Source organism: Nonomuraea dietziae, from assembly GCF_014195505.1.
Lineage (GTDB): Bacteria > Actinomycetota > Actinomycetes > Streptosporangiales > Streptosporangiaceae > Nonomuraea > Nonomuraea roseola.
This window is the reverse complement of record NZ_JACIBV010000001.1, coordinates 4,119,692-4,143,031: the sequence shown is the minus strand read 5'-3', so window position 1 is coordinate 4,143,031 and position 23,340 is coordinate 4,119,692. Positions and strand designations below refer to the sequence as shown.

The 23,340-nt window shown below is 72.2% G+C and carries 21 protein-coding genes; 10 read left to right on the top strand and 11 right to left on the bottom strand.

The annotated features are described in order from the left end of the window. Positions 1 to 36: 36 nt before the first annotated feature. On the top strand, positions 37 to 408 hold the full coding sequence (locus FHR33_RS19620) for a peptidase inhibitor family I36 protein (protein WP_183649719.1): 372 nt from the start codon (positions 37 to 39) through the stop codon (positions 406 to 408). Here FHR33_RS19620 and FHR33_RS19615 read toward each other — a convergent pair whose 3' ends face one another. From FHR33_RS19615 to FHR33_RS19600, 4 genes are all read right to left on the bottom strand, one after another. Beyond that, positions 409 to 1,860, bottom strand: coding sequence for a flavin-containing monooxygenase (locus FHR33_RS19615; protein WP_312895622.1), 1,452 nt, complete (start codon positions 1,858 to 1,860; stop codon positions 409 to 411). Further along, positions 1,847 to 2,716, bottom strand: coding sequence for a metal-dependent hydrolase (locus FHR33_RS19610; protein ID WP_312895621.1), 870 nt, complete (start codon positions 2,714 to 2,716; stop codon positions 1,847 to 1,849). Before FHR33_RS19610 ends, FHR33_RS19615 begins: the two co-directional genes overlap by 14 nt. Beyond that, a complete protein-coding gene (locus tag FHR33_RS19605) occupies positions 2,713 to 3,528 on the bottom strand; it encodes a M24 family metallopeptidase (RefSeq protein ID WP_312895620.1) in 816 nt (271 codons plus the stop codon). The genes FHR33_RS19610 and FHR33_RS19605 overlap by 4 nt, the downstream gene beginning before the upstream one ends. A 131-nt stretch (positions 3,529 to 3,659) precedes the next feature. Continuing rightward, complete coding sequence (locus FHR33_RS19600; protein WP_183649713.1) at positions 3,660 to 3,833, bottom strand: flagellar basal body-associated FliL family protein; 174 nt, start codon at positions 3,831 to 3,833, stop codon at positions 3,660 to 3,662. A 105-nt stretch (positions 3,834 to 3,938) separates the two neighbouring features. On the opposite strand from FHR33_RS19600, the gene FHR33_RS19595 reads away from it, so the two are divergent. Together FHR33_RS19595 and FHR33_RS19590 are read left to right on the top strand one after the other, a co-directional pair. Then, entirely contained in the window at positions 3,939 to 4,709 is a 771-nt protein-coding gene (locus FHR33_RS19595) for an SURF1 family protein (protein ID WP_183649710.1), read from the top strand. Then, a complete protein-coding gene (locus FHR33_RS19590) occupies positions 4,709 to 5,017 on the top strand; it encodes a DUF3817 domain-containing protein (RefSeq protein WP_221241167.1) in 309 nt (102 codons plus the stop codon). Before FHR33_RS19595 ends, FHR33_RS19590 begins: the two co-directional genes overlap by 1 nt. Positions 5,018 to 5,038: 21 nt before the next feature. Here the strand turns inward: FHR33_RS19590 and FHR33_RS19585 are convergent, their stop codons facing one another. From FHR33_RS19585 to FHR33_RS19575, 3 genes are all read right to left on the bottom strand, one after another. After that, the gene (locus FHR33_RS19585; protein WP_183649705.1) at positions 5,039 to 5,230 is read right to left on the bottom strand and encodes a tail-anchor membrane protein; all 192 of its coding nucleotides are present in this window, start codon (positions 5,228 to 5,230) and stop codon (positions 5,039 to 5,041) included. A 252-nt stretch (positions 5,231 to 5,482) separates the two neighbouring features. Then, a complete protein-coding gene (locus tag FHR33_RS53750; protein WP_512700087.1) occupies positions 5,483 to 9,805 on the bottom strand; it encodes a protein kinase domain-containing protein in 4,323 nt (1,440 codons plus the stop codon). 154 nt (positions 9,806 to 9,959) lie between these two features. Further along, entirely contained in the window at positions 9,960 to 10,886 is a 927-nt protein-coding gene (locus FHR33_RS19575) for a GlxA family transcriptional regulator (protein WP_183649700.1), read from the bottom strand. Positions 10,887 to 10,956: 70 nt separating this feature from the next. Here FHR33_RS19575 and FHR33_RS19570 point away from each other — a divergent pair, with 70 nt between their 5' ends. Continuing rightward, positions 10,957 to 11,859 carry a Rossmann-fold NAD(P)-binding domain-containing protein gene (locus tag FHR33_RS19570; protein WP_221241166.1) on the top strand — a complete coding sequence of 301 codons (903 nt, stop codon included), beginning with the start codon at positions 10,957 to 10,959 and terminating at the stop codon, positions 11,857 to 11,859. Here the strand turns inward: FHR33_RS19570 and FHR33_RS19565 are convergent. Next, the gene (locus FHR33_RS19565; protein WP_183649697.1) at positions 11,778 to 12,644 is read right to left on the bottom strand and encodes an arylamine N-acetyltransferase family protein; all 867 of its coding nucleotides are present in this window, start codon (positions 12,642 to 12,644) and stop codon (positions 11,778 to 11,780) included. The two genes, FHR33_RS19570 and FHR33_RS19565, sit on opposite strands and share 82 nt — an antisense overlap. Positions 12,645 to 12,707: 63 nt before the next feature. On the opposite strand from FHR33_RS19565, the gene FHR33_RS52695 reads away from it, so the two are divergent. The 6 genes from FHR33_RS52695 to FHR33_RS19535 all read left to right on the top strand — a co-directional run bounded on the left by FHR33_RS52695 (position 12,708) and on the right by FHR33_RS19535 (position 20,926). Next, positions 12,708 to 13,391, top strand: coding sequence for a response regulator transcription factor (locus tag FHR33_RS52695; RefSeq protein ID WP_183649694.1), 684 nt, complete (start codon positions 12,708 to 12,710; stop codon positions 13,389 to 13,391). Further along, positions 13,388 to 16,564, top strand: coding sequence for a DUF4153 domain-containing protein (locus FHR33_RS19555; RefSeq protein ID WP_183649691.1), 3,177 nt, complete (start codon positions 13,388 to 13,390; stop codon positions 16,562 to 16,564). The genes FHR33_RS52695 and FHR33_RS19555 overlap by 4 nt, the downstream gene beginning before the upstream one ends. 126 nt (positions 16,565 to 16,690) lie before the next feature. After that, a complete protein-coding gene (locus tag FHR33_RS19550) occupies positions 16,691 to 18,229 on the top strand; it encodes an N-acyl-D-amino-acid deacylase family protein (RefSeq protein ID WP_183649689.1) in 1,539 nt (512 codons plus the stop codon). Between the two features lie 25 nt (positions 18,230 to 18,254). After that, a complete protein-coding gene (locus FHR33_RS19545; RefSeq protein WP_312895619.1) occupies positions 18,255 to 19,340 on the top strand; it encodes an alanine racemase in 1,086 nt (361 codons plus the stop codon). A gap of 8 nt (positions 19,341 to 19,348) precedes the next feature. Continuing rightward, positions 19,349 to 19,729: a RidA family protein gene (locus FHR33_RS19540; RefSeq protein WP_183649686.1), complete on the top strand. Its 381-nt coding sequence runs from the start codon at positions 19,349 to 19,351 to the stop codon at positions 19,727 to 19,729. A 9-nt stretch (positions 19,730 to 19,738) separates the two neighbouring features. Beyond that, complete coding sequence (locus FHR33_RS19535) at positions 19,739 to 20,926, top strand: hypothetical protein (protein ID WP_183649685.1); 1,188 nt, start codon at positions 19,739 to 19,741, stop codon at positions 20,924 to 20,926. Here FHR33_RS19535 and FHR33_RS19530 read toward each other — a convergent pair. Genes FHR33_RS19530 through FHR33_RS19520 form a run of 3 tightly spaced genes read right to left on the bottom strand, consistent with a single transcriptional unit; the run spans position 20,919 to position 23,301 of the window. After that, entirely contained in the window at positions 20,919 to 21,977 is a 1,059-nt protein-coding gene (locus FHR33_RS19530; RefSeq protein ID WP_221241164.1) for an alpha/beta hydrolase, read from the bottom strand. The two genes, FHR33_RS19535 and FHR33_RS19530, sit on opposite strands and share 8 nt — an antisense overlap. Positions 21,978 to 21,989: 12 nt before the next feature. Beyond that, positions 21,990 to 22,652 carry a TetR/AcrR family transcriptional regulator gene (locus FHR33_RS19525; RefSeq protein ID WP_183649683.1) on the bottom strand — a complete coding sequence of 221 codons (663 nt, stop codon included), beginning with the start codon at positions 22,650 to 22,652 and terminating at the stop codon, positions 21,990 to 21,992. Positions 22,653 to 22,695: 43 nt separating this feature from the next. Continuing rightward, positions 22,696 to 23,301 carry a LysE family translocator gene (locus FHR33_RS19520; protein ID WP_183649680.1) on the bottom strand — a complete coding sequence of 202 codons (606 nt, stop codon included), beginning with the start codon at positions 23,299 to 23,301 and terminating at the stop codon, positions 22,696 to 22,698. Positions 23,302 to 23,340 lie beyond the last annotated feature (39 nt).

Below are 23,340 nucleotides of genomic sequence, written 5' to 3'. Positions count from 1 at the left end.
GGGTGTCCGAAACTCGTCGTGAGAGGAACCCCCCGTATGAGACCCCTGCACCTGCTGGTCACCTCCGCCCTGGTCGCCGGCGCGCTGGCCATGCCTGCCGCGTCGGCGGAGGGCGCGGTGGCGGCGCCGCCGCCGTGCCACGCGCACGTGTGCCTGTGGACAGGCGCCAACTACACCGGATCCGTCTTCACCTGGTGGGAGGGGAACGGCAACGTCTTCGTCGGCGGCACCCACGCCGACAACGTGGGCTCGTTCGTGGCCAACCGCGGAGCCTGCTTCGTCGACACGGCCGACTCCGAATGGAACTGGCACGACAGGCGGAGGGCCTCGGACGGTGACTACAGCGCCAACTACCGAGGCCGTTTCGGTCACAAAATGGACCGAATCGCGCCTGCCCGTTATTGCTAGCTAGTAGATCAGCTCATAGGCGTCGGGCTTCATCTTCCTGGTACGCGCCCAGTACTCGAAGGTGAAGCCCGGCCAGGTCGTCCTGTTGACGCCGTGCTCGTCCAGATACCACGACCGGCAGCCGCCCTCGGTCCAGACCAGCCGGTTCAGCCGCTCCTGCAGCCGCTCGTTGAAGGCTCGCTGCCGCTCGGGCCTGACGTCGATCGCCCTCGCCCCCGTCTTCGACAGCAGGCGCAGGCAGTCCATGACATAGCGGACCTGCGACTCGATCATGAACACCACCGAGGTGTGGCCCAGCCCCGTGTTCGGGCCCAGCAGGAAGAACAGGTTGGGGAAGCCCGCGGTGGTGATGCCGTAGTAGGCCTCGATGCCGTCCTGCCACGCGTCCTGGATCTTCAGCCCCTCCCTGCCGACGATCCGCTGCTCCTGCAGGGCGTCGGTCACCCTGAAGCCGGTACCGTAGATCACCACGTCGGCGGGGTGCTCCCCGCCCGTCGCGTCGACGACGGCGTGGTCGCGCAGCTCGGTGATCCCCTCGGTGACGAGGGTGACGTTCTCCCTGCTCAGCGCCGGATAGAAATCGCTGGAGACGAGGATGCGCTTACAGCCGATCGTGTAGTCGGGGGTGAGCTTGCGGCGCAGTTCCCTGTCGGGGACCTGACGTTCGAGATGCCGCAGGGCCAGTCTCTCGTGCATCTTCATCAGGCGCGGGTCGACGGCGAAGCCCAGCGCCCTGGTCTCCAGCGCCCAGTAGATGCCGTTGCGCAGCGCGCGGGCCGCTCCCGGCAGGCGGAGCGCCTGCCGCATGGCGGGGGAGACGGCGAAGTCGGGCTTCGGGTGGATCCACGCAGGTGTGCGCTGGAAGAGCGTGAGGTGGGCGGCCTCAGGGGCGATCCGCGGGACGAACTGAACGGCGGAGGCGCCGGTGCCGATGACCGCGACGCGCTTGTTCTTGAGGTCGACGGAGTGGTCCCACTCGGCGGAGTGGAACGAAGGCCCCGCGAACCGCCCCGCAATTTCTGGAAATTTCGGGATGTGGAGGGCGCCGATGGCGGAGATCACCGCGTTGGCCCTCATGACCTCGCCGTCCGCGGTGGTGATCTCCCATTCGCGGCCGAGGTACTCGAGGCTCACGACGTGCTTGCCGTACCGGATATGGGGGTCGATGCCGTACTTCCACCCGCACGCCCGTATGTACTCCCAGATCTCCTCCTGCGGGGAGAACATCCGCGACCAGGCGGGGTTGAGCTCGAAGGAGTAGGAGTACATGTGCGAGGGGACGTCGCAGGCGCAGCCGGGGTAGGTGTTGTCGCGCCAGGTGCCGCCCAGGTCCTCGGCCTTCTCCAGGATGACGAAGTCGTGGTAGCCGGACTCCTTCAGCTTGATCGCCATGCCGATTCCGGCGAAGCCGGAGCCGATGATGACGATTCCCGGCTTGTCACTGCTTTCCACGGGCCCTCCTGTACGACTCGAACTCGGCGTGCGCGGGGGAGATCGCGATGTAGTCCAGGGCGGCCCCGAGGTCGCCCTCCTGGCTGGGGTGGAAGCCGGGACGCAGGTACCGGGGCGCGGCCATGAGCAGGCTGCGCAGCGTCGGCACCCTGCCCTCGCGCGACCTGCGGAGGAAGTGGGTCCACCTGGCGGTCATGCGGCCGTCCACGATCGGGTCGTTGGCCAGCAGGAACCCCGCGCCGCGCCTGAGCAGGAAGAGCAGCACGGCGCCCGTCAGCGCCATCGTGCGCGCCCTGCGGGCGTAGGAGCCGTCGAGGTGCGTGTAGAGGTCGAAGGCGACGCTGCGGTGCTCGACCTCCTCCGCGCCGTGCCAGCGCAGCAGGTCCATCATCACCGGGTCGGCGCCCGCCTCGTCCAGCGGCCTGGCGCGCAGGATCCAGTCGCCGAGCACCGCCGTGTAGTGCTCGATCGCCGCGATGATCGCCAGCCGCTCCCTGAGCCAGTACCGCCTGGCCGTCGGCGGCAGCGTGTGGTCGCCGAGCAGGCGTTCGAAGAGCCACTCGACGTTCTCGACGAAGGGCGTGGGGTCGAGTCCCTGCTCCTTCATGTGCTCGAGGACGCGCTGGTGGGCCACGGCGTGCGTGCCCTCCTGGCCCATGAACCCCTTGACCTCGGCCTTCAGCTCGTCGTCCGTGACGTACGGCAGCGCCTGCCTGAAGACGTGCACGAACCAGCGCTCGCCCGCGGGGAGCAGCATGTGCAGCACGTTGATCAGATGGGTGGTGAAGGGGTCGCCCGGCACCCAGTGGAGCGGCGTCTCCTCCCAGGAGAAGCGCACCCTGCGCGGCTGGATCACGCCCGCCTCCAGCGGTGGACGTGGGGCAGGTCGTCGTCGAGCCAGAAGGCGTCGTCGGCGGTGACGACCATGACCTCCTCGAACTTGGCGCCCACGCTGTCGCCCTCCGTGCCGAGGTGGGGCTCGACCGCCCACAGCCCGGGAGTGGGCGGATGGGCGGAGGCCGCGCCGCCCGCCCAGAGCGGAGAGCGTCCTTCGAGCCTCTCCTTGATCAGCTCCCTGCCGATGGTCCTGAGCGTCCGCACGCCGAAGGAGTCGAGGACGACGAAGCGCGGGCCGCCCACGCGGATGCGCGTCACCTGGTGGCCGATCACCCTGCCGGGGTAGACCTGGTGCCTGTTGGTGTTGCCCTGGCGGGCGATCAGGTCGTCGACCGCGCGGTAGATGTCGCTGAACGTGCGGCGCTGCCGTACGAGGTCGAGGATGGCCGACCGATGGACGGACAGGTCCCTGTCCAGCCGATCCCAGACGGGGTTGGAGCCCAGGCGGCCCGAGAGACCGATGTCGGCGACGTAGCCGTCCACGACGGGCGCGGCGTCCAGCACGTACGGCATGCCGTCCGCGAGCCGCGTGTTGGTCGGCAGGAACTGTGTCGGGAAGCGGAAGCGGCGGAAGGCCGTGCGCTCGCCGAACCAGGCGAACGGGACGTGGAACCAGTCGTCGACGCCGTGGCGCTCCAGCCACCGGCGCAGCGCGGCCGCGGCCATGCGCTCCGTGACGCCGGGTTCGAGCCGGGAGGCCACGTGCTCGGCGCCCCGGTAGGCGAGCCGCTGCACCTCGCGGAACCTGTCCAGATCGACTTTATTGGACACATAGTCCAATGTAGTCATTCACCCTGGCCGGGGTCCAGAGGAGAGCTTCGATCCGGAGTGCCCGAGCGTCTCCGGACACGACGAAAACCCGCCGTGACTCGTCTCGCGGCGGGTGGAGGGGCTCCTGGCGACTAGACCAGGAGCAGGTAGGCGACCACGCCGACGATCGCGATGGCGAGGACCACCGCGATGATCGGGAGGGCGGCGGAGCGCTTGGGCGCGGCCGCCGACTCGTTCTCGGACCGCTGGGCGAACGCGCGGAACTGCTGAGTGTTCCCCGCAGGATCGATGTGCTGGTCAGACATGCGTTGCACTCTAGCGGGATCACCTGGTGCATTTGCACCTTTTGGCATGACTCGATAGGGCCACTCGATTATCGGACCGGCGGAGTGGGCGGATACCGTGAACGCATGCTCAGAACCCTGCTCTCACCCCGCATGCTGGGGTTGCACCTGCTCGTGATCGGGGTTCTGGTGTCTTTCATCCTGCTCGGACGCTGGCAGCTCGGCGTGTTCGAGGAGTCAGGCAAGCCGCAGGCCAGCGTCGACCCCGCGCCCGTCGCCGTCGAGACGCTCAGCAGGGTCGGCACCCAGATCGAAGGGCCCGCCGTGGGCCGCCGGGTCACCGCGTCCGGGTCCTACGACGCGGCCAGGCAGCTGCTCGTCGCCGACCGCAGGCCCGACGTCGCCGCTCCCGGCGGCAACGTCTCCAGGGGCGAGGGCTACTGGGTGCTCACCCCGCTCGTGCTGCCCGACGACACGATGGTGCCGGTCGTGCGGGGATGGGTACCCAAGGCCGACGACCCCGCCATCGCCGTACCGGCTGGGCAGGTGACGGTGAGCGGGCGGCTGCGCGCGCCCGAGGGCACCGACAGCGTCCAGCGCAGGGCGGGCGGCGTGCCCGCAGGACAGGTGCAGACGGTCTCCACCGCCGAGCTGATCAACCTGTGGCGGGGTGAGAAGGTGCGCAACGGGTTCGTGGTCGCGCCGACCCCTGGCCTGACCCCCGTCAAGGTGGCGCCACCCGTCACGGGCGGCACGCTCACCTGGCGTAACCTGGCCTACGCGGCCAACTGGTGGATCTTCGCGGGGTTCGCGGTGTTCATGTGGTTCCACTTCGTCCGCGACGCCGTCCGCTCCTCCTCCGCCAGCAAGTCCCCCGAAGTCGCTCTAGAAGGTTGATGATCGTGGAGTCCGCTCTCAAGCCCTTCCGGGTCCTCGCGTACATCGTCGGCACCATGCTGCTCGTGCTCTGCGTGGCCATCGTGCTCAGGTACGGTTTCGACATCCCGGAGCCCTCCAAGATCGTCTCGCCGATCCACGGGTTCCTCTACATGCTCTACCTGATCGCCGTGATGAACCTCGGCATGAAGGCCCGATGGAGCTGGGGGCGCATGCTCGGCATCATGCTCGCGGGCACGGTGCCGCTGCTGTCGTTCTACGTCGAGCGCAGGGTGACGGCCGGGGTGCGGGAGACCATCGCGGCCTGAGGGCCTCCCGCCCCTTGACCTCTAGCCGCCGATCCCTCGGCGGCGCGCCCTCTTGAGCCGCTCGCGCTGCGAGGGGTCGAGCATCATGTAACCGACCACAGGGGCGGCGACCACGCCGAGCACCACCAGCAGGGTGAGCCAGCCGGGCAGGAAGATCCACGACAGCAGGACGGCTATACCGGCGCCTATGGCGTACTTCTGGACGGGCGACATCCTCAAATCCCTCCGAACGCGGAGCCCGCGCCCCGCCTCTCCACATTCTGCGTCGTCCGTCCAACGATCGGCAGCCCCCGCACGGTTCCATCCGCGATATATCTCATTTTCCGGAGCCTTCGGCTCCAGGCGCGGCCCCTCCCGACGGCCGTTCCCGTACGGCTGCCGCACGGGAGTGCGCCTCCGCGGTCACCGCTCACCGCCCGTCCAGGGGACGCTCCTCGTGCGTTCACCGTCCCCTGGAGACGGCGTTCACGGACGGCTCGGCTCGCCTGCGATCGTCCGCAGGTCCAGACGCAGCGCGTCGGCCGTGAGTCGTTGCGCGGGGACCCCCGACAGCAGGCGGAACAGCACGGGAGCCAGCACGCCCGCCCTCGTCAGCGGCGCGCCGGGCGCGGGAGGACGTCCTTCGACCGCCGTGAACAGCGTGGCGCCCAGCGACCACAGGTCGGCCGCCGGTCCGATGCCGCCCTCGGGCGCGGTGTAGGGAGACAGCCCAGGCGCGGGGGACGGATCGGCCAGCCGCACCTGATCGTCACCGCCGACCAGGATGCTTCCGGGACGCAGGTCGCCGTGGTGGCCGCCCACGCCGTGCACGGCCGCGAGGCGGTCGAGCACCGCCAGTCCGAGCCGGGCGGCGGCCTCCGGCGTCAGCAGGCCGTCCTCGGCCAGCAGCTGGTCCAGCGTCCGCGGCGGACGCTCGGCCCTGGGGGCCGCCGCCGTCTCCTGCTCTTCGGTGAGCACGAGGGGACCGCTGTAGGCGGGCCGTCTGAAGGGAGCCGTCGTCTCCACGATGGGGGGCGGCTCGGGCTCGTCGTGACCAGCGGCCAGCACAGGGGGCGCGGCGTCGATCGCGGGTTCCCACGACTGCGCCGCCCGGCTCGGCGGCGGTCCCCAGCTGTCGGAGCCCGGCATCCACGGCTGCTCTGGCTGTTCCCGGCCCGGCGCCCATGGCTGCGGTGCCTGTGCTGGAGGTGCGTCCGGGGAGGCTGCCCATGGCTGCGGTGCCTGGCCGTCCGGTCCCGGGCCTCCCCGGTTCTCGGGGGGCGGGCCCCAAGGGCCGGACGGACCGACGGGCGGCATCCACCCACCGGGTTGCGCGTCCTGAGCAGGTGGTGCACCGGTCGGGGCGGGTGGTGGGCCCTCAGGGGCGGGCGTCCATCCGCCGTCTGCCTGCGGAGGCCCCCACGGCTGGGGGGCGGAGGCGGGGGGCGGCGCCCATGGTTGCTGAGGCCCACTGGAGGACTGGAGCCCCCACGCGGCCTGCGACGCGCCTTCGGGACCTGCCCCGACCCCACCCTCGGACTCCCAAGCGCCGCCCGAGTGCGGCTCCCATGGCGTGGGGGCGCCCTGCTGCTGGGGCTCCCACGAGGTGGGGCCCGCTTGAGGTTCCCAGGACATGGGGCCGCCCGGCTGCTGCGGTTCCCAGGATGGTGTGGGGTCGCCCGGCTGCTGGGGTTCCCAGGACGTGGGGCCGCTCGGCTGGGGTTCCCAGGGCGGTACGAGGCCGCCCGGCTGCGGTTCCCACGGCGGGGCGGCGGGCAGGGAGGCATCGGCCGGGCCCCCGGGAGCAGGCGGCATGCCGGGCCCGTGCGGCGGCATCCCAGGGCCCGGAGGCATCCCAGGAGGCGGCACAGCGGATCCCGGCGGCATCCCCGCAGATGGCGGCGCTCCTGGGACGTCCGTCATCCCCGGAGGCGGTGGCATCACGGGACCCGACGGCATCCCGACGTCCTGTGGCAGCACAGGCCCTGACGGCATCCCGACGCCTGGCGGCATCGCGGGTCCCGACGGCATTCCGTCGCCTGGCGGCATCACGGAGCCTGACGGGAGTCCGTCGCCTGGCGGCATTCCGGGGGCCGACGGCATGTCGGGGGTCGGCGGCATGCCGGGAGGTGGGAACGGGCCAGGGGCCGGGGGCGTGCCGGGGGGCGGGGGGGCGCCATGAGGCCATGCGGTTCCGGCCATGGGCGGCGCGGCGGGCGCTGGCCCCCACGGACCGGGTGGTGTGCCGGGAGGCGGTGCGGCCTGCGGTCCCGGCTGGGCGGCCTGCTGCTTGCCGCCACGACGCAGAACCCGGCGAAGCAACGAAGGCCGCTCGCTCTGACCCTCGGCGGGAACACCTCCAGCACCGGGATAGGCCATCCCAGGTCCCGGCGGCATACCCGCAGGACCCGGCACCGGACCCCCATACCCCGGCTGCACACCGACGGGCCCGTACCCCGGACCCCCGTACCCCGGACCCCCGTACCCCGGACCCCCGGGCCCCGGGGGCATGCCCGCAGGCCCGGACATGGGACCTCCGGGACCGACGGGCCCTGACATGGGACCTGCGGGCCCCGGCTGCACGCCGGGAGGCCCGTACACGGGGTCTCCGGGCCCCGGCGGCATACCCGTAGGACCTGATGGTTCATCTCCGGGCGTCCAAGGCGGCCCGTCAGATCCAGTCATCGCGGACCCCGGGCCTGGCACGGCGCCACCATGGCCCGTCGCTGCCGGGTCTGAGGCGTCCCAGGCGGCCGGCGTTGGCGGAGCGTCCCAGGCGGCCGGCGTTGGCGGAGCGTCCCAGGCGGCCGGCGTTGGCGGAGCGTCCCAGGTCGGCGGCGAGGGTGGGGCATCCCAGGTCGCCGGAGGCTGCCAGGCCGCCGGGTGCGGTGGCGCATCCGAGGCGGTCGGGGGTTCCCAGGCCGCCGGGTGCGGGGTGCCCGAGGTCGTCGAGGACCGAGGGGCCTCCCAGGTCGCCTCAGCTGTCTCGGTGTCCCGGGTGTGTTCAGTGGGTCGGGCGTCCCAGGTGGCTTCGGCTGTCTCGGTGTCCCGGGTGGTGCGAGTGGGTCGGGCGTCCCAGGTGGCTTCGGCTGTCTCGGTGTCCCGGGTGGTGCGAGTGGGTCGGGCGTCCCAGGTGGCCTCTGCTGTCTCGGTGTCCTGGGTGGTGCGAGTGGGTCGGGCGTCCCAGGTGGCCTCAGCTGTCTCATCCCGGGTCGTTCCAGGGTGCCGGGCGTCCCAGGTCGCCTCGGGGGGCTGGATGTCCCACGTCGCCTGGGAAGGCGGGGTGTCTCCGGTTGGCTGAGGGGGCTGGGTGTCCCACATCGGCTGAGAGGGTGGGGTGTCCCATCCCGCTGGAGGTGGAGGAGCCTCCCAGGGGGCGGGGGCGGGCTCGACGGGAGCGGGAAGAGGGAACCCCTGAGTCGCCTCGGGATCAGCGGGAGGGGTCCAGTGCGTCTGGGGCGCGCCGTCGTCCGGTGTGTCGTCGGGATACGACCGGATGATCCCCGGATCGGTGGGAGGGCCCTCCGCGAGGTGCGGAACTACGCCGGGCACCGTCGGGTCGGCGGCAGGCCCGAAGCCGAGGCCGGAATGAGAGCCTGAGGAATGAGGGCCTGAGTCGGAACCGGGGGTGGAGCCGAGGTCGGAATGGGGGCCTGAGTTGGAACCGGCGGTAGAGCCGAGGTCGGAATGAGAGCCTTCGCCGGAACCGGGGGTGGAGCCGACGCCGGAATGCGGATCGGAGCCGGAATCGACGTGGGAAGGAGGATCCGAGTCGGGACCGGGACCGGGGGTGGGGTTCGCGTCCCCGGGGGCTGCGGCTTCCTCGGTGGGGGCGAGGTCGTCGGGAAGCGGCGTGGAGCGGGGGGTTCGCTGGGTGGACTCGGTGTCCGAGAGGTCGGGCTGCGCGGGCGTGGCGGAGGGCAGCGTGTGCTCGGGGGTGGTCTCCGAGGAGTGTTCGCCCTCAGGCTCGTCGTTCGCGGGCGCCGCGGGCGGCCGGTGGCCGGACGCGGGGGTGGCGACCGGGCGGGCGGGGGTGAACGTCGGCGGGTCGGGGGCCGGTAGCGGCTCCCAGGACAGCGGCGTGCCGGACGGGCCCGTGGTAGAGGTGCCACTCGTCTCGGGGTCGGAGCGGGGCGGCTCCCAGGCGTGGGGTTCCGCCGGCGGGGGCTCCTCGTGGGGGGATCCGGCCGGGGAAGGGGTGGTCGAGGGTGAGGCGGTGGCGCGGGCCAGATCGGCGAAGGCACCGGCGACCGCTTCGGCCGAGGGGCGGGCCGAGGGGTCGGGGTGGAGCATGTCGGTCAGGAGGGGGCCGAGCGGTCCCCCGATCGGCCGGCCCTGCTCAGGAGGACGGCCCTCGAGTCCGAAGTGCAGCGTCGCGGCCAGCGACCACAGGTCGGCCGCAGGTCCCACCGACGTGGGGCGGAACGGGGTGGAGACACCGAAGCCCGTCAGTACGGCTCGTCCCGTGGGCGTGAGGACGACGGTGGACGGCTGGATGTCGCCGTGCACGACCCCCACCCCGTGCACCGCGCGCAGCGCCGAGATGAGGTGCACCGCGATGCGGGCGACCTGCACGGGAGGGAGTGGGCGGCGTTCGAGGACCGTCTGCTCGAGGGAGGGGCCCTGGGGGAGGTCGACGACCAGCCAGGGGCGCCCGTCCTCGACGATCACCTCGTGGACGGCCTCGATCGAGGCGTGGCCGAGCCCTGTGACGAGTCCGACCTCGCGGCCGACCGCGCCGCACAGGTCCCTGCGGGCGGCGGGGTCGGGCGGGAGCCGTACCTCCCTGATTCCGACGTCGCGGCGCATGAGATCGTCGGCGGCGAGCCAGAGCGATCCGTTGCCCAGGGTGTCCAGCAGCCGATAGCGTCCGGCCAGCCGGCGTTGGCCGTTCATCGTGGTTTCTCCGTCCAACCGCGTGCAGCGAGACAGCACGATAGCGGTTTGTGGTGAATTGCCACCATCATCGCTGGCGGGTGAAGGTGGCGCGGTAGGCGGTCGGGGTGAGCCCCGCCCTGGTGGTGAGGTGCTTGCGCAGGGAGTCGGCGCTGCCCAGTCCGCTGCGCTCGGCGACCTGGTCCATGGGCAGGTCGGTGGTCTCCAGGAGCTCGCGGGCGCGGTCGACGCGCCGGTGGAGCAGCCACTGCAGCGGGCTGAGCCCGGTCTCGGCGTGGAAGCGTCTGGTCAGGGTGCGGACGCTGGTGCTGGCGTGGGCGGCCAGATCCTTGAGCGTCAGCGGCCTGTCGATCCTGGCGAGCGCCCACGCGCGGGTGGCGGCGAGCGAGGTGCCCCGCTCGGGAGGCAGCGGGGTCTCGATGAACTGCGCCTGGCCGCCTGGCCGTACGGGGGCGACGACGGCGAGCCTGGCGGCGGCGTTGGCGGCGGCGGCGCCGAAGTCGAGCCGCACCAGGTGGAGACACAGGTCGATGGCGGCGGCCGCCCCCGCTGAGGTGAAGACGCCGTCGTCCTCGACGTAGAGGACGTCCGGGCGGACGTTGACGGACGGGTAGCGCGCGGCCAGGTCCCCGGTCAGCCCCCAGTGGGTGGTGGCGTCGCGGCCGTCGAGCAGCCCGGCCTGGGCGAGCACGAACGCGCCGGTGCAGAGAGAGGCGATGCGCGCGCCCTCGGCGTGGGCGGTGCGGAGGACCTCGAGCGTGCGGGGGTCGGCGTCGCCGCCTCCGCTGCCGACGGCGATCACGGTGTCGGCGCCCTTCACCAGGCCGAGCCCGTCGGGGACGTGGATCTGCGGGCCGCCGACGGTGTCCAGCCTGCCCGGTACGGCGGTGCAGACCCCGATCTCGTAGCCGGACGCGTCGCCGAAGACCATGTGCGGGATCGACACGTCGAAGCTCATGACGGGCGGGACGATGACGACCGCTATCCGATGCATGGCCAGATCCTCCGGATGGTTGGCATTCAGGCCACTATCGCATGCCGTACCGGAAAGCCAGGGTGGCGGTATGCAGAAACTTCATGTGATCACGGGCGCTGCGGCGACCGCCAGCCGTACGGCCATGCTGCTCGCGGAGGACGGCGAGCGGGTGCGCCTCGTCAGCCGCAAGGGAGCCGGGCCCGAGCATCCGCTCATCGAGAGGGTCGCGGCGGACGCGACCGACACTGCCGAGCTGACCAGGCTCCTCGACGGCGCGGACACGCTGATCAACTGCGCCGCCCCGGCCTACCACCTGTGGCCCTCGCACTTCCCCGCCCTGGCCGGTTCGCTGCTGGAGGCGGTGAAGCGGACGGGCGTTTCGTACGTGATGCTCGGCAACCTGTACGGCTACGGCCTCGTCGACGGCCCGATCACCCCCGACCTGCCGCTGCTGGCGAAGGGCCCCAAGGGCAGGGTCAGGGCCGCGATGTGGGAGGAGGCGGTGTCGTCCGGAGCGCGGGTGACCGAGGTGCGGGCGGCACAGTTCTACGGCAAGGGCGTGGTGTCGGAGTTCGGCCTGCTGGTCCAGCCACAGGTGCTCTCGGGCGCGCTCGCCCTCGTCCCCTCGGAGCTGGACGTGCCGCACAGCTTCTCGGCCATCGGCGACGTCGCCCGCACGCTGGTCGCCGCCACCAGGGACGAGCGGGTGTGGGGCCGGGCGTGGCACGTGCCCGTGTCGACGCTCTCGGTGCGGGCTCTGGCGACCAGGCTGGCCGACGTCGCCGGCGCGCCCGCGCCGAGGCTCGAGCCCATGACGGACAGGGAGCTCGCGCTGCTCGCGTTCACCGACCCCTTCTGGGCCGAGCTGCGAGAGGTCCTGCACACGCCGGGGCTGCCCTACGTGGTGGACTACTCCGAGACAGAGGAGGTGCTCGGGGTCAAGCCCTCGCCCGTGGACGAGGTGCTCGCCGAGGCCGTCCAGGCCGCGTGAGCCCTGGACACCTTGTCCCAGAGCAGCGCCCGCTCGTCGGCGTCGAACCTCAGCCCGAAGACGTCCGCGAGCGCCTGGAAGTAGTCGGCCGAGGTCTCCATGGTCGTGGCGCGGCTGTCGGCCTCCAGCCTGGTGAGCGACAGCCCGCGCATGATGTCGACGCCCGTGGCGTCGCGGCGGGCCACGGTGGCCACCCTGACGAACCCGGACTCAGGAGAGGTCGTCAGGTGCCTGTGCATCTGCTCGAAGGCCGACATCGGCGCCGGCTCCATGCCGAAGTCCATGCCGGCGAAGGAGCCGCGGGGGTCGTGGTCGAAGTGCCAGCCGCCGGGGGCCACGGTCGAGGGGCGCAGGCCGTACTCGAAGGGCCCCTGGCGGTAGCGTCCCTCGACCAGGGGGAGCGGCTCGTGGAGAGCGTCGCCGAGCCCGAGGTCCACCATCCAGTCGCCTTCGGGCAGGCGCACGGTGAGAACCAGGTGGTTGGCGGAGATCGCCGGTTCGGCGCCACGCATGTGCACGCCGCCGACATGCCTGGTCACCTGGTAGCCGAGCGCCTCGAGCAGCAGGGAGAAGGCGCCGTTGAGGTGGTAGCAGTACCCTCCGCGCCCGCGGACGATCCGCGCGGCGGACTCGGCAGGATCGACGGTGGTCGGGCGGTCGAGCCAGATCTCCAGCGCCTCGTACGGCACGCGCTCGATGTGCGCGACGTGCAGCGCCTTCAGCTGGTCGAGTGAGGGAGGGGCGGCCTCGAGACCGAGCCTGCGCAGGTAGGCGGAGATGTCCATGTGCACCAAATATGCACGACCGAGGCAGTGTCGTCTGCACACGCCCCTTCTAGGCTTCGGTCCGTGGCAGATCAGCGACGGATCCTCGTGGTCGAGGATGACGAGACGATCGCGCTGGCCGTGCGCAACAGGCTGGCTGCGGAGGGCTTCGACGTGCGCGTCGCGAGCGACGGCGAGGCGGCGCTCGTCGCCTACGGCAGAGCGGAGCCCGACCTGGTGATTCTCGACCGGCTGCTGCCCGGCCTCGACGGCCTGGAGGTGTGCCGCAGGATGCAGGCGGCCAGACCGGTGCCCGTGCTGATGCTGACCGCGCTCGGCGAGGAGACCGACGTGCTGGTCGGCCTCGGCGTGGGCGCCGACGACTATCTCGCCAAGCCGTTCAGCATGCGGGAGCTGGTCGCCAGGATCCACGCCCTGCTGCGGCGGGTGGAGCGGGCGGCCCAACTGGCCGTCGAGGACACCGTGATCAGGGTCGGCGAGGTCGAGATCGACACCGCCGCCCGCAGGGTGTTCGTGCGCGGCACGGAGGCGCAGCTGACCCGCACGGAGTTCGACCTCCTGCGCCGCCTGGCCGAGCGGCCAGGACAGGTCTTCGAGCGTGACAGGCTGCTGTCCGACGTCTGGGGCTTCTCCGAGGCGGCGGCCACCAGGACCGTGGACAGCCACGTGCGGGCGCTGCGCCGCAAGCTCGGACCCGACGTGGTGCGCACGGTGCACGGGGTGGGCTACGCGCTGGTGCGCCGATGAGGCCGCTCGACTTCCTGGGGCGCATCAAGGTCAAGTTGGGCATCGTCATCGTCCTGGCGGTGGGCACGGCCTTCGTGGTCAACGAGGTCGGGCTCAACGCGGGCGCCTCGCGCGAGGTCAGGATCGCCGTGGCGAGCATCCTCGCGCTGATCATGGTGCAGGTGCTGGCGCACGGCATGACCAAGCCGCTGCGCCAGCTCGCCTCGGCCGCCCAGACCATCGCCAAGGGCCACTACACGCTGCGCGTGCGCGCCTCGTCGCGGGACGAGGTGGGGGAGCTGGCCAGGGCGTTCAACGCGATGGCCGCCGACCTCGGCGAGGTCGACAGGCAGCGTCGCGAGCTGGTCGCCAACGTCTCCCACGAGCTGCGCACCCCGATCACGGGGCTGCGCGCGGTGCTGGAGAACGTGGTCGACGGCGTCTCGGCCGCCGACCCCGTCACGTTGGGGACGGCGCTGGCCCAGACCGAGCGCCTCGGCCGCCTCGTCGCCCAGCTCCTCGACCTGTCACGCCTCGACTCGGGGGTGCGCCACCTGGAGGCCGAGCCGGTCACGCTGGAGCCGCTGCTCCAGCAGGCCGCCCGTGAGTCCGCCCTGGCCAGGGACGACGTGACGATCACCTACACCTGCGCGAAGGGGCTGGTCGCGAGCGCTGACCCCGACCTGCTCGCGCAGGTGCTGGCCAACCTGCTCGACAACGCCGTACGGCACAGCCCGAGCGCCGGCGTGGTGACGCTGTCGGCCTCCGCCCACGGCCAGGGGGTGCGCCTCGTGGTGGCCGACAGGGGCCCAGGAATCCCCCAGGCCGCGCGGGCGCGGGTCTTCGAACGCTTCTCCAGACTGGACTCGGCACGTGCGGCGGACGCCGGCGGATCGGGGCTCGGCCTGGCGATCGTGAAGGAGATCGTCGAGCTGCACGGTGGATCCATTCGCATCGACGACGGCGCGGGGTGCCGCATGATCGTCGACCTTCCAGAGAGGATCATGATGGAACCGGACATGGCGCGGCTAGGGGTGACGGGTCCCCCTCGGGCCGCCGAGATCACCGAGGCCGCCGGGGTCGCGGAGGTCGCGGAGGCCGTCGCGGTGGGGAAGGCCGCCGAGGAGGCGGTCGCCGAACAGGGGGAGCGGGAGGTGCGGGAAGCGGCCGCGCCGCCCGAGCAACTCGCGCGCGAGGATGTTCATGCGCCTCAGCGGCTGCCCGGCCACCTGGCGCCGCCGCAGCCCCCGGGCGTGGCGAGGGGCGCGGTGATGCTGTGGACCCTGGTCGGGCTCGCGGTCGGCTTCCTCATCGGGCTCTTCCTGGCCTTCTTCATCGGGCTGCTCTTCGGCGCCGTGGCCGGCGTCGTCATCATGCTGATGTCCAGCGCGGGCGGGGCCGCCGTCGGCTCGGCCATCGGCGCGGGCCGGCCGCAGGGAGCCCCTTACCAGCCGCCGCCTTACCCGCAGGCGCCCTATCCGCCGGCGCCCCACCAGGCCGGGCCCTATCAACCCGCGTCCCACCAGCGGGCGCCCCATCCGCAGGCGCCCCACCAGCCCGCGTCCCATCAGCCGGCGTCCCATCAACCCCCGTCCCACCAGCGGGTGCCCTATCCGCCGACTCCCGTTCTCGTGGCGGGCGCCGCTGATGCCGCGTCCAGGACCCGCGAGACGGCCGGTCCCGCCGGCCCGCATCATCAGCCGCCGCAGGGGCCGCGGTCGCCGGCGCCGCCGTACGTGCCGCCGCCGCTGTTCCCCCGCCCCGAGGTGCCCGACAGCCCGCGCTGGCTGCTGCCCGCCGTGCTCGGGGTGGGCGTCTTCGCGGCGGTGGCGCTGCCGGACGCCATGCCCGGCCTCGGCCTGGCGCTGGTCGCCCTGGTGCTGGGCGCGGCCACGCTGCCCGCGGCCCTGCGCAGGGTGACTCCGTGGACCGCCGCCTACGCCCTGATCGCCTACGGCCTGGTGGCGATGGTCGCGGTCAGGGATGCGGACTGGCTGGTCGTCCCGCTGCTCGGCGGGGCCTTCGGCCTGGGCGCGCTGGCCGTCTCGGGGGCCGGCCGCGGCTGGCTGGCCCTGATCAGGGGCGGCATCTCGATCGTGCTCGCGCTGTTTCCCGTTCCGTGGTTCCTCGCGGGCCCGATGAAGACGTTCGTGGGACGGCGGCGCATCATGCCGCTGCTGGCGGGGCTCGGCATCACCGCCGTGCTGCTGGTGGTCTTCGGCATCCTGTTCGCCTCGGCGGACAAGGTCTTCGCCTCCTTCGTCGACCGCCTGTTCACCGCCCCCGACTGGGCGGAGGCGCTGCCGCTGCGGATCTTCGTCTTCGTGCTCTTCGCCGCGCTGGCGGCCGCGGCGGTGCTGGTGGCGATGCGTCCCGTCTCCGACCCCGTCAGCCCGTCGTTCAGGACCCGCCTGAACCGCAGCCTGTGGGTGGTGCCGCTGACCGGGCTGAACCTGCTGTTCGCCGCCTTCGTCGCGGTTCAGGTCACCGCGCTGTTCGGCAGCAGTGCCTGGGTCATGCGCACCACGGGCCTCACCTACGCCGACTACGCCAGGCAGGGCTTCTTCCAGCTGATGGTGGTCAGCGTGTTCGTGCTCGGCATCGTCGCCGTGGCCACCAGCGTGGTAAAGGCCGAGCGCGGGGACCGATGGGCGCTGGCGATCCTGCTGGGTGTGCTGTGCGCCTTCACCCTGGTCATCCTGGTCTCGGCGATGCACCGCCTCGACCTCTACACCGACGCCTACGGCCTGTCGCGCCTGCGCGCCTCGGTCGCCGCGACCATCTGGTGGCTCGGCGCGGTGTTCGCCACGGTCCTGGTGGCGGGCGCCGTACGGCTGGCGGGGTTCGGCTCGGCCTGGCTGCCGAGGACGGTCGTCCTGCTGACCGGCGCGGGCCTGCTGTCGTTCGCCGTGTGGAACCCCGACCTCCAGGTCGCGAGAACGCAGGTCGACATCAGGGGCGTGGAGCGCATCGACCAGGACTACGTCGGCGACCTCGGCGCGGAGGCCGTCCCCGAGCTGGACAGGCTGCCGGAGCCGCTGCGCAGCTGCGTCCTGGCCGACGTGGTCAAGAACAACGGCCTGGCCGAGGCCGACTCGTGGAACGGCTGGAACCTGGCCAGGGCGCAGGCCCGCGATCTGCTCGCCCTGCACCCCGTCGTGCCGCAGCCGGCCTGCGAGGGGCGCTCCAGGTAGCAGTGAGCGCCTACGGCGCCCCGTGTCGCCGGTGACGGTGATCACGGACTGGCGTCGGGCCGGGGTCGAGCCGCGGGCCGCGCCGGGGGCGGCGTCGGTGGAGCGCACCAGTGGTTGAATCTTCGTGTGACGTTCGACGTGGTCATCAGTGGCGGGCGGGTGCTCGACGGCACCGGGGCTCCGGCGTTCAGGGCGGACATCGGGATCACCGGGGAGCGGATCACCGCGGTCGGACGGCTCGAGGGGGCCGACGCGGCGCAGGTGATCGACGCGTCGGGGCGCTTCGTCGCGCCGGGATTCATCGACTGCCACGCCCACGGCGACGCCCTGGTCTTCGACCCCGAGGTGCAGCTGGCGGCGCTGCGCCAGGGGGTGACCACGTTCGTCCTCGGTCAGGACGGCCTGTCCTACGCGCCGGGCTCGGCGGCCACCGTGAACTACGCCACCCGCTACTTCGCCGCGGTCAACGGCGTGCACCCCTTTCTCGACGGGGCGGCGAGCGTCGCCGAGCTGCTGGCCGGATACGACAGGGCGACCGCGCTCAACACCGCCTACCTGCTCCCGCACGGCACCATCCGCTACGACGTGATGGGCCCCTCGCCCGACGCCGCCTCGGCGAGCGAGCTGGCCCAGATGCTCGCCCACGTGGAGAAGGGGCTGGCCGACGGCGCGGTCGGGCTGTCGAGCGGCCTGGAGTACCTGCCGGGGCGCAACGCCTCCTCCGCCGAGCTCGCGGCGCTGTGCTGGCCGCTGGGCGCGCTGCCGTACGTCACGCACATGCGCGCCTACGGCACCGGCGCGGGGGTCGGGATGGCCGAGGTGGTGGAGATCGCCAGGTCGTCGGGGGCCGCCATGCACGTCTCCCACCTGCACGGGCCCGCGGACGTCCTGCTCCCTCTGGTGGAGTCGGCGCTTGCCCACGACGTCGACCTGAGCTTCGACACCTATCCCTACCTGCGCGGCAGCACCATCCTCGCGATGATCGTGCTGCCGCCTCAGGTGCCCGCCGCCGAGGTCGACAGGGCGCTCGACGTCCTCGAGTCCTCCTCCCTGGCCGACTGGTGGCCCACGCTGGACGGCCTGTGGCCCCGCCTGACCGTCTCGCACGCGCCCGGCGAGGAGTGGGCCGAGGGGCTGACCATCGTGGAGGCCGCGGTGCGCAAGGGCGTCCCGCCGTCGGAGTTCTGCCGCAGGCTGCTGGTGGACACCAGGCTGGAGGCCGGCTGCGTGGTCGGCCGTCCTGACGAGGGGCCCGAGGGCGAGGAGTCGGTGCGGCGCGTGCTGCGCCACCCCGCGCACACCGGCGGCTCCGACGGCATCTACGTGGGCGGGCACCCGCATCCCCGCGGCTGGGGCGCCTTCGCCAGGTTCCTCGGCACCCACGTGCGCGAGCTGGGGGACTGGACCTGGCAGGAGGCCGTCGTGCATCTCGCCTCGCACCCGGCCAGGCGCTTCGGGCTGGGCGACCGCGGTCTGCTGCGGCAGGGGCTCGCCGCGGACGTCGTCGTGATCGACCCCGCGACGGTGGCCGACCTGGCCACCTACGCCGCGCCGCGCACCCCCGCGACAGGGATCTCCGAGGTGCTGGTGTCGGGGGTGCGCGTGCTGTCGGACGGCGCGCTGACCGGCCGTACCCCGGGGCGAGCCCTGCGCCCCACCTCCTGAGCGCGCGCCCGGTAGGGTCGGTGCGGTGAAGGGGATTCGGTCAGGAGCGAAAGTTCTCGGACAGCACGTGTTCGGCGGGCCGTTCAGCTTCCCGTTGATGGTCGTGAAGCGCGACGCGCTCGAGCACAACATCGCCACGATGGCCGCCTTCACCCGCGACCACGGCATGCTCTTCGCGCCCCACGCCAAGACCCACATGTCCCCCGAGATCGCCGGAATGCAGCTCGACGCGGGCGCGTGGGGGATGACGGTCGCCACGCCGAGCCAGGCGATGATCGTGCGCGGCTTCGGGGTCTCCAGGATCATCGTCGCCAACCAGGTCGTCGACCCCGCCGGGCTCGACTGGGCCGCGGCGGAGCTGGCGGCCGACCCCTCCTTCGAGTTCCTCAGCTTCGTCGACTCGCGCGCGGGCGTGGACCTGCTCGCGAAGCACGCGGGCGCGCGGCCCTTCAGGGTGCTGGTGGAGATGGGTCACGAAGGCGGCAGGGCCGGGTGCAGGACCTTTCAGGACCTGCTCGACCTGGCCGACCACGTGCGGCAGGTCGAGGGCGTCGAGCCTGCCGGTGTGGCGGGCTACGAGGGCTCGCTGAAGACGGCCCAGGACGTCAGGAAGTATCTGGCGATCCTGCAGAACGCCGCCGAGCACCTGCGCGCCCCCATCCTGAGCGTCGGCGGCAGCCAGTGGTTCGACGTGATCGGCCGCGAGCTGGTCACCACCCAGGCCCAGGTCATCCTGCGCAGCGGCGCCTACGTCTCCCACGACGACGGCTACTACCGCGAGCGCACCCCCTTCAACCGCATCCAGGGCTCGCTCGAGCCCGCCTTCGAGATCTGGGCGCACGTGCTGTCGACGCCCGAGCCCGGGCTGGCGATCGTCGGCATGGGCAAGCGCGACGCCCCCTTCGACGAGGGACTGCCGATCCCCAGGCGCGAGGGCCTGACGGTGGTGAGGATGCAGGACCAGCACACGATCGTGCGCGGCTCGCTCGAGGTGGGCGAGCTGGTCGCCTTCGGCATCTCGCACCCCTGCACCGCCTTCGACAAGTGGCGCGTGCTGCCGCTGGTCGACGCTGACTACACCGTTGTCGGAACGATCAACACCCACTTCTAGGAGATCCGGTGAAGAAGGAACTCAGGACCACCGAAGGCGCTGCTCCCGTCGGCGCCTACTCGCAGGGCCTCGTGGTCGGCGACTTCGTCTACACCTCGGGCATGGGGCCGCTCGACCCCGAGACCGGCGAGATCGTCGGTGACGACATCGAGACCCAGACCCACCAGGTCATGCGCAACCTCGGCGCGATCCTGGCCGCCCACGGGCTCGGCTTCGACGACGTGGTCAAGTCGACCGTCCACCTGCAGCACCTCAAGCGCGACTTCCCTGCCTACAACGAGGTCTACAAGTCGTACTTCAGCCAGCCGTACCCCGTCAGGACCACGGTCGGCTCCGAGCTGATGAACATCCTCGTGGAGATCGACTTCGTGGCTCACAAGAGCGTCTAGGGTTCCGTTGTGGACAGCTCCGTGTACGTCTTCGCCGAGGATCTCCGCAGCGAGGGCAGGGAAAAGGTACTCGACAGGCTTCGCGGCTACGGCGTGGGCGGCGTGACCGTCGGCGTCGTGCACCACCGCACCCGCGACGTCACCCCCCACGGGCTGTCCAGGCTCACCCTGAGGCACGACGGAGCGCACTTCCCCCTGCCCGAGGACCTGTTCGGCGAGCTGCGCCTGCGGCCCGCCCCCGGCTACCTCGACGTGCTCGACGGCATGCGCGAGGCCTGCTCCTCGCGCGGCATGAAGTTCCACGGCTGGACGGTGTTCCTGCGCAACGAGGCGATCGGCGTCGCCCATCCCGACGTGACCGTGCGCAACTGCTTCGGCGACAGGGGCTACCCCACCGACCTGTGCCCCGCCCACCCCGACGTCCGGCTCTACGCCGTCGCGCTGGCCAAGGCGGTGGCCAGGCTGGGCGTCGACAGCGTCGTGGCCGAGTCGCTGCACTACCGCCCGCTCAAGGCCGAGCGCTCGTTCGTCCCGCTCGGCCCCATGGACGCCTACCTCATGGCGCTGTGCTTCTGCGACTACTGCATGCGCAGGGCCGACGACCTGGGCGTCAACGCCGAGGTGGCCCGCGACGAGTGCTCGCGCATCGTCGGGGCCGTGCTCGACGGCGAGCAGCCCGCCCAGGGCGAGGTCACCAGGGCGGCGCTGACCGCCTACGCCGGCCCCGACGTCGTCAACTACGCCCGCGCCCGCTCCGAGACCGTCACCTCGCTGGTCTCGGAGGTGTCGGCCGCGGTCGCGGCCGAGGGCTCGCAGCTCACCTTCATCGACGCCACCGGCGCGGTCAAGGGCTACAAGCACGGCCTGCCCTCTCCAGGGCTGGCCGCGCACGACGCCTGGCAGCTCGGCGTCGACCTGGTCGCGCTGGGCGACCTCGTGCCGTCCTTCGGCGTCCTCGCCTACGCCCGCGACGCGGCGAGGGTCGCCGACGACGTGGCCGCCTACCTGCGCTCGGTCGGCAAGGACCGTGAGGTGCGGGCCGTCGTGCGGCCAGGCCACCCCGACAGCGACACCGCCGACAGGCTCATCGCGAAGGTGCGCGGCGCCAAGGCCGCCGGCGCCGCCGCCGTCGACTTCTACGCCTACGGCCTGGTGCCGTACCTGACGCTGGACCGCATCCCCTCCGCGCTCAGCTGAGGCTGCCGAGCAGCATCGGCAGCGCGCGCTCCAGCTCCCTCGTCCAGTACGGCCAGCGGTGCGTGCCAGGGCCGTAGAGGTTCGCGGTGACCTTCACCCCCGCCGCCTCGGCGGCCCTGACGAACGCGCGGTTCTCGGCCTCGATGAACGCCTCGCCGCCGTCCCTGGGAGTGTTCCTGGCATCGAGAGGACCGGGCTCGCCGTTGCCGCACGAGACGTGGACGGGGATGTCCCTGAGCTGTCGCACCAGCGCGGTGGGGTTGTGCTCGGCGATGCGGTCGCCCCAGAGTTTCCCTGGGTCGTCGCCCGACTGGTCCGTGAGGTACTCGACGTCCTCCCTGCTCACGTTGACCAGGCCGGAGAAGGAGGCGGCGGCCCTGAACATGCCGGGGTGGCGAGCGGCGTAGGAGAGCGCGCCGAACCCGCCCATCGACAGGCCCGCGATGGCCCGCCTGCCGGTGCCGCCGTAGCGCCGCTCGACGAGATGGCGCAGCTCGGTCAGGTGGAAGGTCTCCCACTGAGGGCCGTCCAGCCAGTCGCTGTAGAAGCCCGCGTATCCCGCCTCCGGCATGACGACGATGGCCTGGGCGTCCCTGGTGACCTCGTCTGCCCGGCCGTCGCTCACCCAGGCGGGGCCCCCGCGCCTGCAGCAGCCGTCCAGGAGGTAGAGGACGGGCCACCGGGTGCCGGGCCGCCAGGCGGTGGGCAGCAGGAGCTCGACCTTGGCGGTGGCCTTGAGCGCGGGGGAGTCGACGGTCAGCCTGACCAGCCGCCCTGCCCGCTCCTCGTCGAGGACGGCGAGCCCTCCTGGCCGCGTGCTCGGAGCCCCGGAGCTCGGCGCGGCGGCGGTCGCGTCCGGCCGTTGCTCCTGGGACGGGGCGGTCGAGGTCGGCCGCTCCGAGCGCGGCCGGGCGCTCGCCGTCGTCTGCGGCGGCTGCGGCGGCTGCGGCTGGGTCGTCGCCGTCGGCCGCTCCGACTGCGGCTGGGTGGTCGCGCAGGAGGTGGCGGTGAGTGCGGCCAGGAGCAGGGCGGCGAGCAGGCTACGGGTCACCGCGCCAGGGTGTCACCCCTCTCCTCCGCTGCCCACCCCCTCTTCGCTGCCCATCCTCGCTTCGCCGCCGGCCCCTTCTCCGCCGCCGGCCCCTTCTTCGCCGGCCCCTTCTTCGCTGTCGGCCCCTTCTTCGCCGGCCACCCCGTCGAGGACGGCAGAGACCGCCCGCCTGGCGAAGCCGGCCTCCACCGGCAGCCCCCTGAAGATCGCCCGCACCCACACCGCCCCCGCCAGCAGGTCGAGGACCATCAGGGGGTCGGCCGTCGCGGCCGGCTCGCCCCTCGACCGCGCCCGCTCGAAGATCTCCTGCTCGCGCGCGAACCTGTCGGCGAAGAAGGCGCCGATGTTCAGCTCGGGATGGTGGACCGCGGCGCCCAGCGCGGCCACCGCGATGTCACTGGACGGCGGGCTGGTCAGCAGCGCGATCACCCCCTCCACCAGCGCCTCGAGGTCGCCGCGCAGCGTGCCGGTGTCGGGCGGGTCGAAGGCCAGCGCGTCAGCCTCCATCAGGGCGGCCGCCAGCAGCGCGGGCTTGGACGGCCACCAGCGGTAGATGGTGGTCTTGTTGACGCCGGAGAGCTCGGCGACGCCCTCGATGGTCAGGCTCTCGTAACCCCGCCGGGCCAGCAGGGCGAGGGTGGCGTCGAAGATCTCCTGCTGCTTGCGAGGTGCCATGCGGGCGATGCTAGCAACGCACCGTTGCGTGGCACCCGTACGGTCAGACGGCGCGGCGCCCGGTGAAGGCGGTGGCGATGCCGAGCCCGATGTAGACGATCCCGCTGAAGTAGCGCAGCTGCTTGGCGCGCTTGGCCAGCCGTCCGCTCAGCGCTCCCGCCGTCAACGCGTACACGATGTCCGACAGCAGCCCCAGCACCAGCAGGGTCGCGCCGAACAGCACGATCTGCGTCGTGGGTGAGCCGGCCTTCGGATCGACGAACTGCGGCAGCAGCGCGAGGAAGAACAGGATGACCTTCGGGTTCAGCACGTTCACCAGCACGCCTTCGAGGAAGACCTTCCTCAGCGGCTGCGGCTCGGCCGTACGGGTGGTGAGCTCGTCCTTGCTGGTCAGCGTGCGCACGCCGAGATACACCAGGTACGCCACCCCCGCCCACTTCACCACTCCGAACAGCGTGGCCGACTGGGCGATCAGGAACGACAGCCCGCCCGCCGCCGCGACGATGTGCACGAGGGTCCCCGCCTCCACCCCGAACGCGCTGGCCAGCCCCGCTGCCCTGCCCTGGGCCAGCCCGCGGGCGGCGATGTAGAGGTGGTTGGGCCCCGGGATGAGGACCAGCGTGAGCGTGGCGGCGAGGAAGAGGAGCATAGGGCAACGGTAGGCAGGGTTTGGTCCTGGTACGGAGTC

Coding starts and splice junctions, on each gene's coding strand:
- FHR33_RS19620 (WP_183649719.1), top strand. CDS start 37: ATGAGACCCCTGCACCTGCTGGTCACCTCCGCCCTGGTCGCCGGCGCG.
- FHR33_RS19600 (WP_183649713.1), bottom strand. CDS start 3,833: ATGTCTGACCAGCACATCGATCCTGCGGGGAACACTCAGCAGTTCCGC.
- FHR33_RS19595 (WP_183649710.1), top strand. CDS start 3,939: ATGCTCAGAACCCTGCTCTCACCCCGCATGCTGGGGTTGCACCTGCTC.
- FHR33_RS19590 (WP_221241167.1), top strand. CDS start 4,709: ATGATCGTGGAGTCCGCTCTCAAGCCCTTCCGGGTCCTCGCGTACATC.
- FHR33_RS19585 (WP_183649705.1), bottom strand. CDS start 5,230: ATGTCGCCCGTCCAGAAGTACGCCATAGGCGCCGGTATAGCCGTCCTG.
- FHR33_RS53750 (WP_512700087.1), bottom strand. CDS start 9,805: ATGCGCCGCGACGTCGGAATCAGGGAGGTACGGCTCCCGCCCGACCCC.
- FHR33_RS19575 (WP_183649700.1), bottom strand. CDS start 10,886: ATGCATCGGATAGCGGTCGTCATCGTCCCGCCCGTCATGAGCTTCGAC.
- FHR33_RS19570 (WP_221241166.1), top strand. CDS start 10,957: ATGCAGAAACTTCATGTGATCACGGGCGCTGCGGCGACCGCCAGCCGT.
- FHR33_RS19565 (WP_183649697.1), bottom strand. CDS start 12,644: ATGGACATCTCCGCCTACCTGCGCAGGCTCGGTCTCGAGGCCGCCCCT.
- FHR33_RS19555 (WP_183649691.1), top strand. CDS start 13,388: ATGAGGCCGCTCGACTTCCTGGGGCGCATCAAGGTCAAGTTGGGCATC.
- FHR33_RS19525 (WP_183649683.1), bottom strand. CDS start 22,652: ATGGCACCTCGCAAGCAGCAGGAGATCTTCGACGCCACCCTCGCCCTG.
- FHR33_RS19520 (WP_183649680.1), bottom strand. CDS start 23,301: ATGCTCCTCTTCCTCGCCGCCACGCTCACGCTGGTCCTCATCCCGGGG.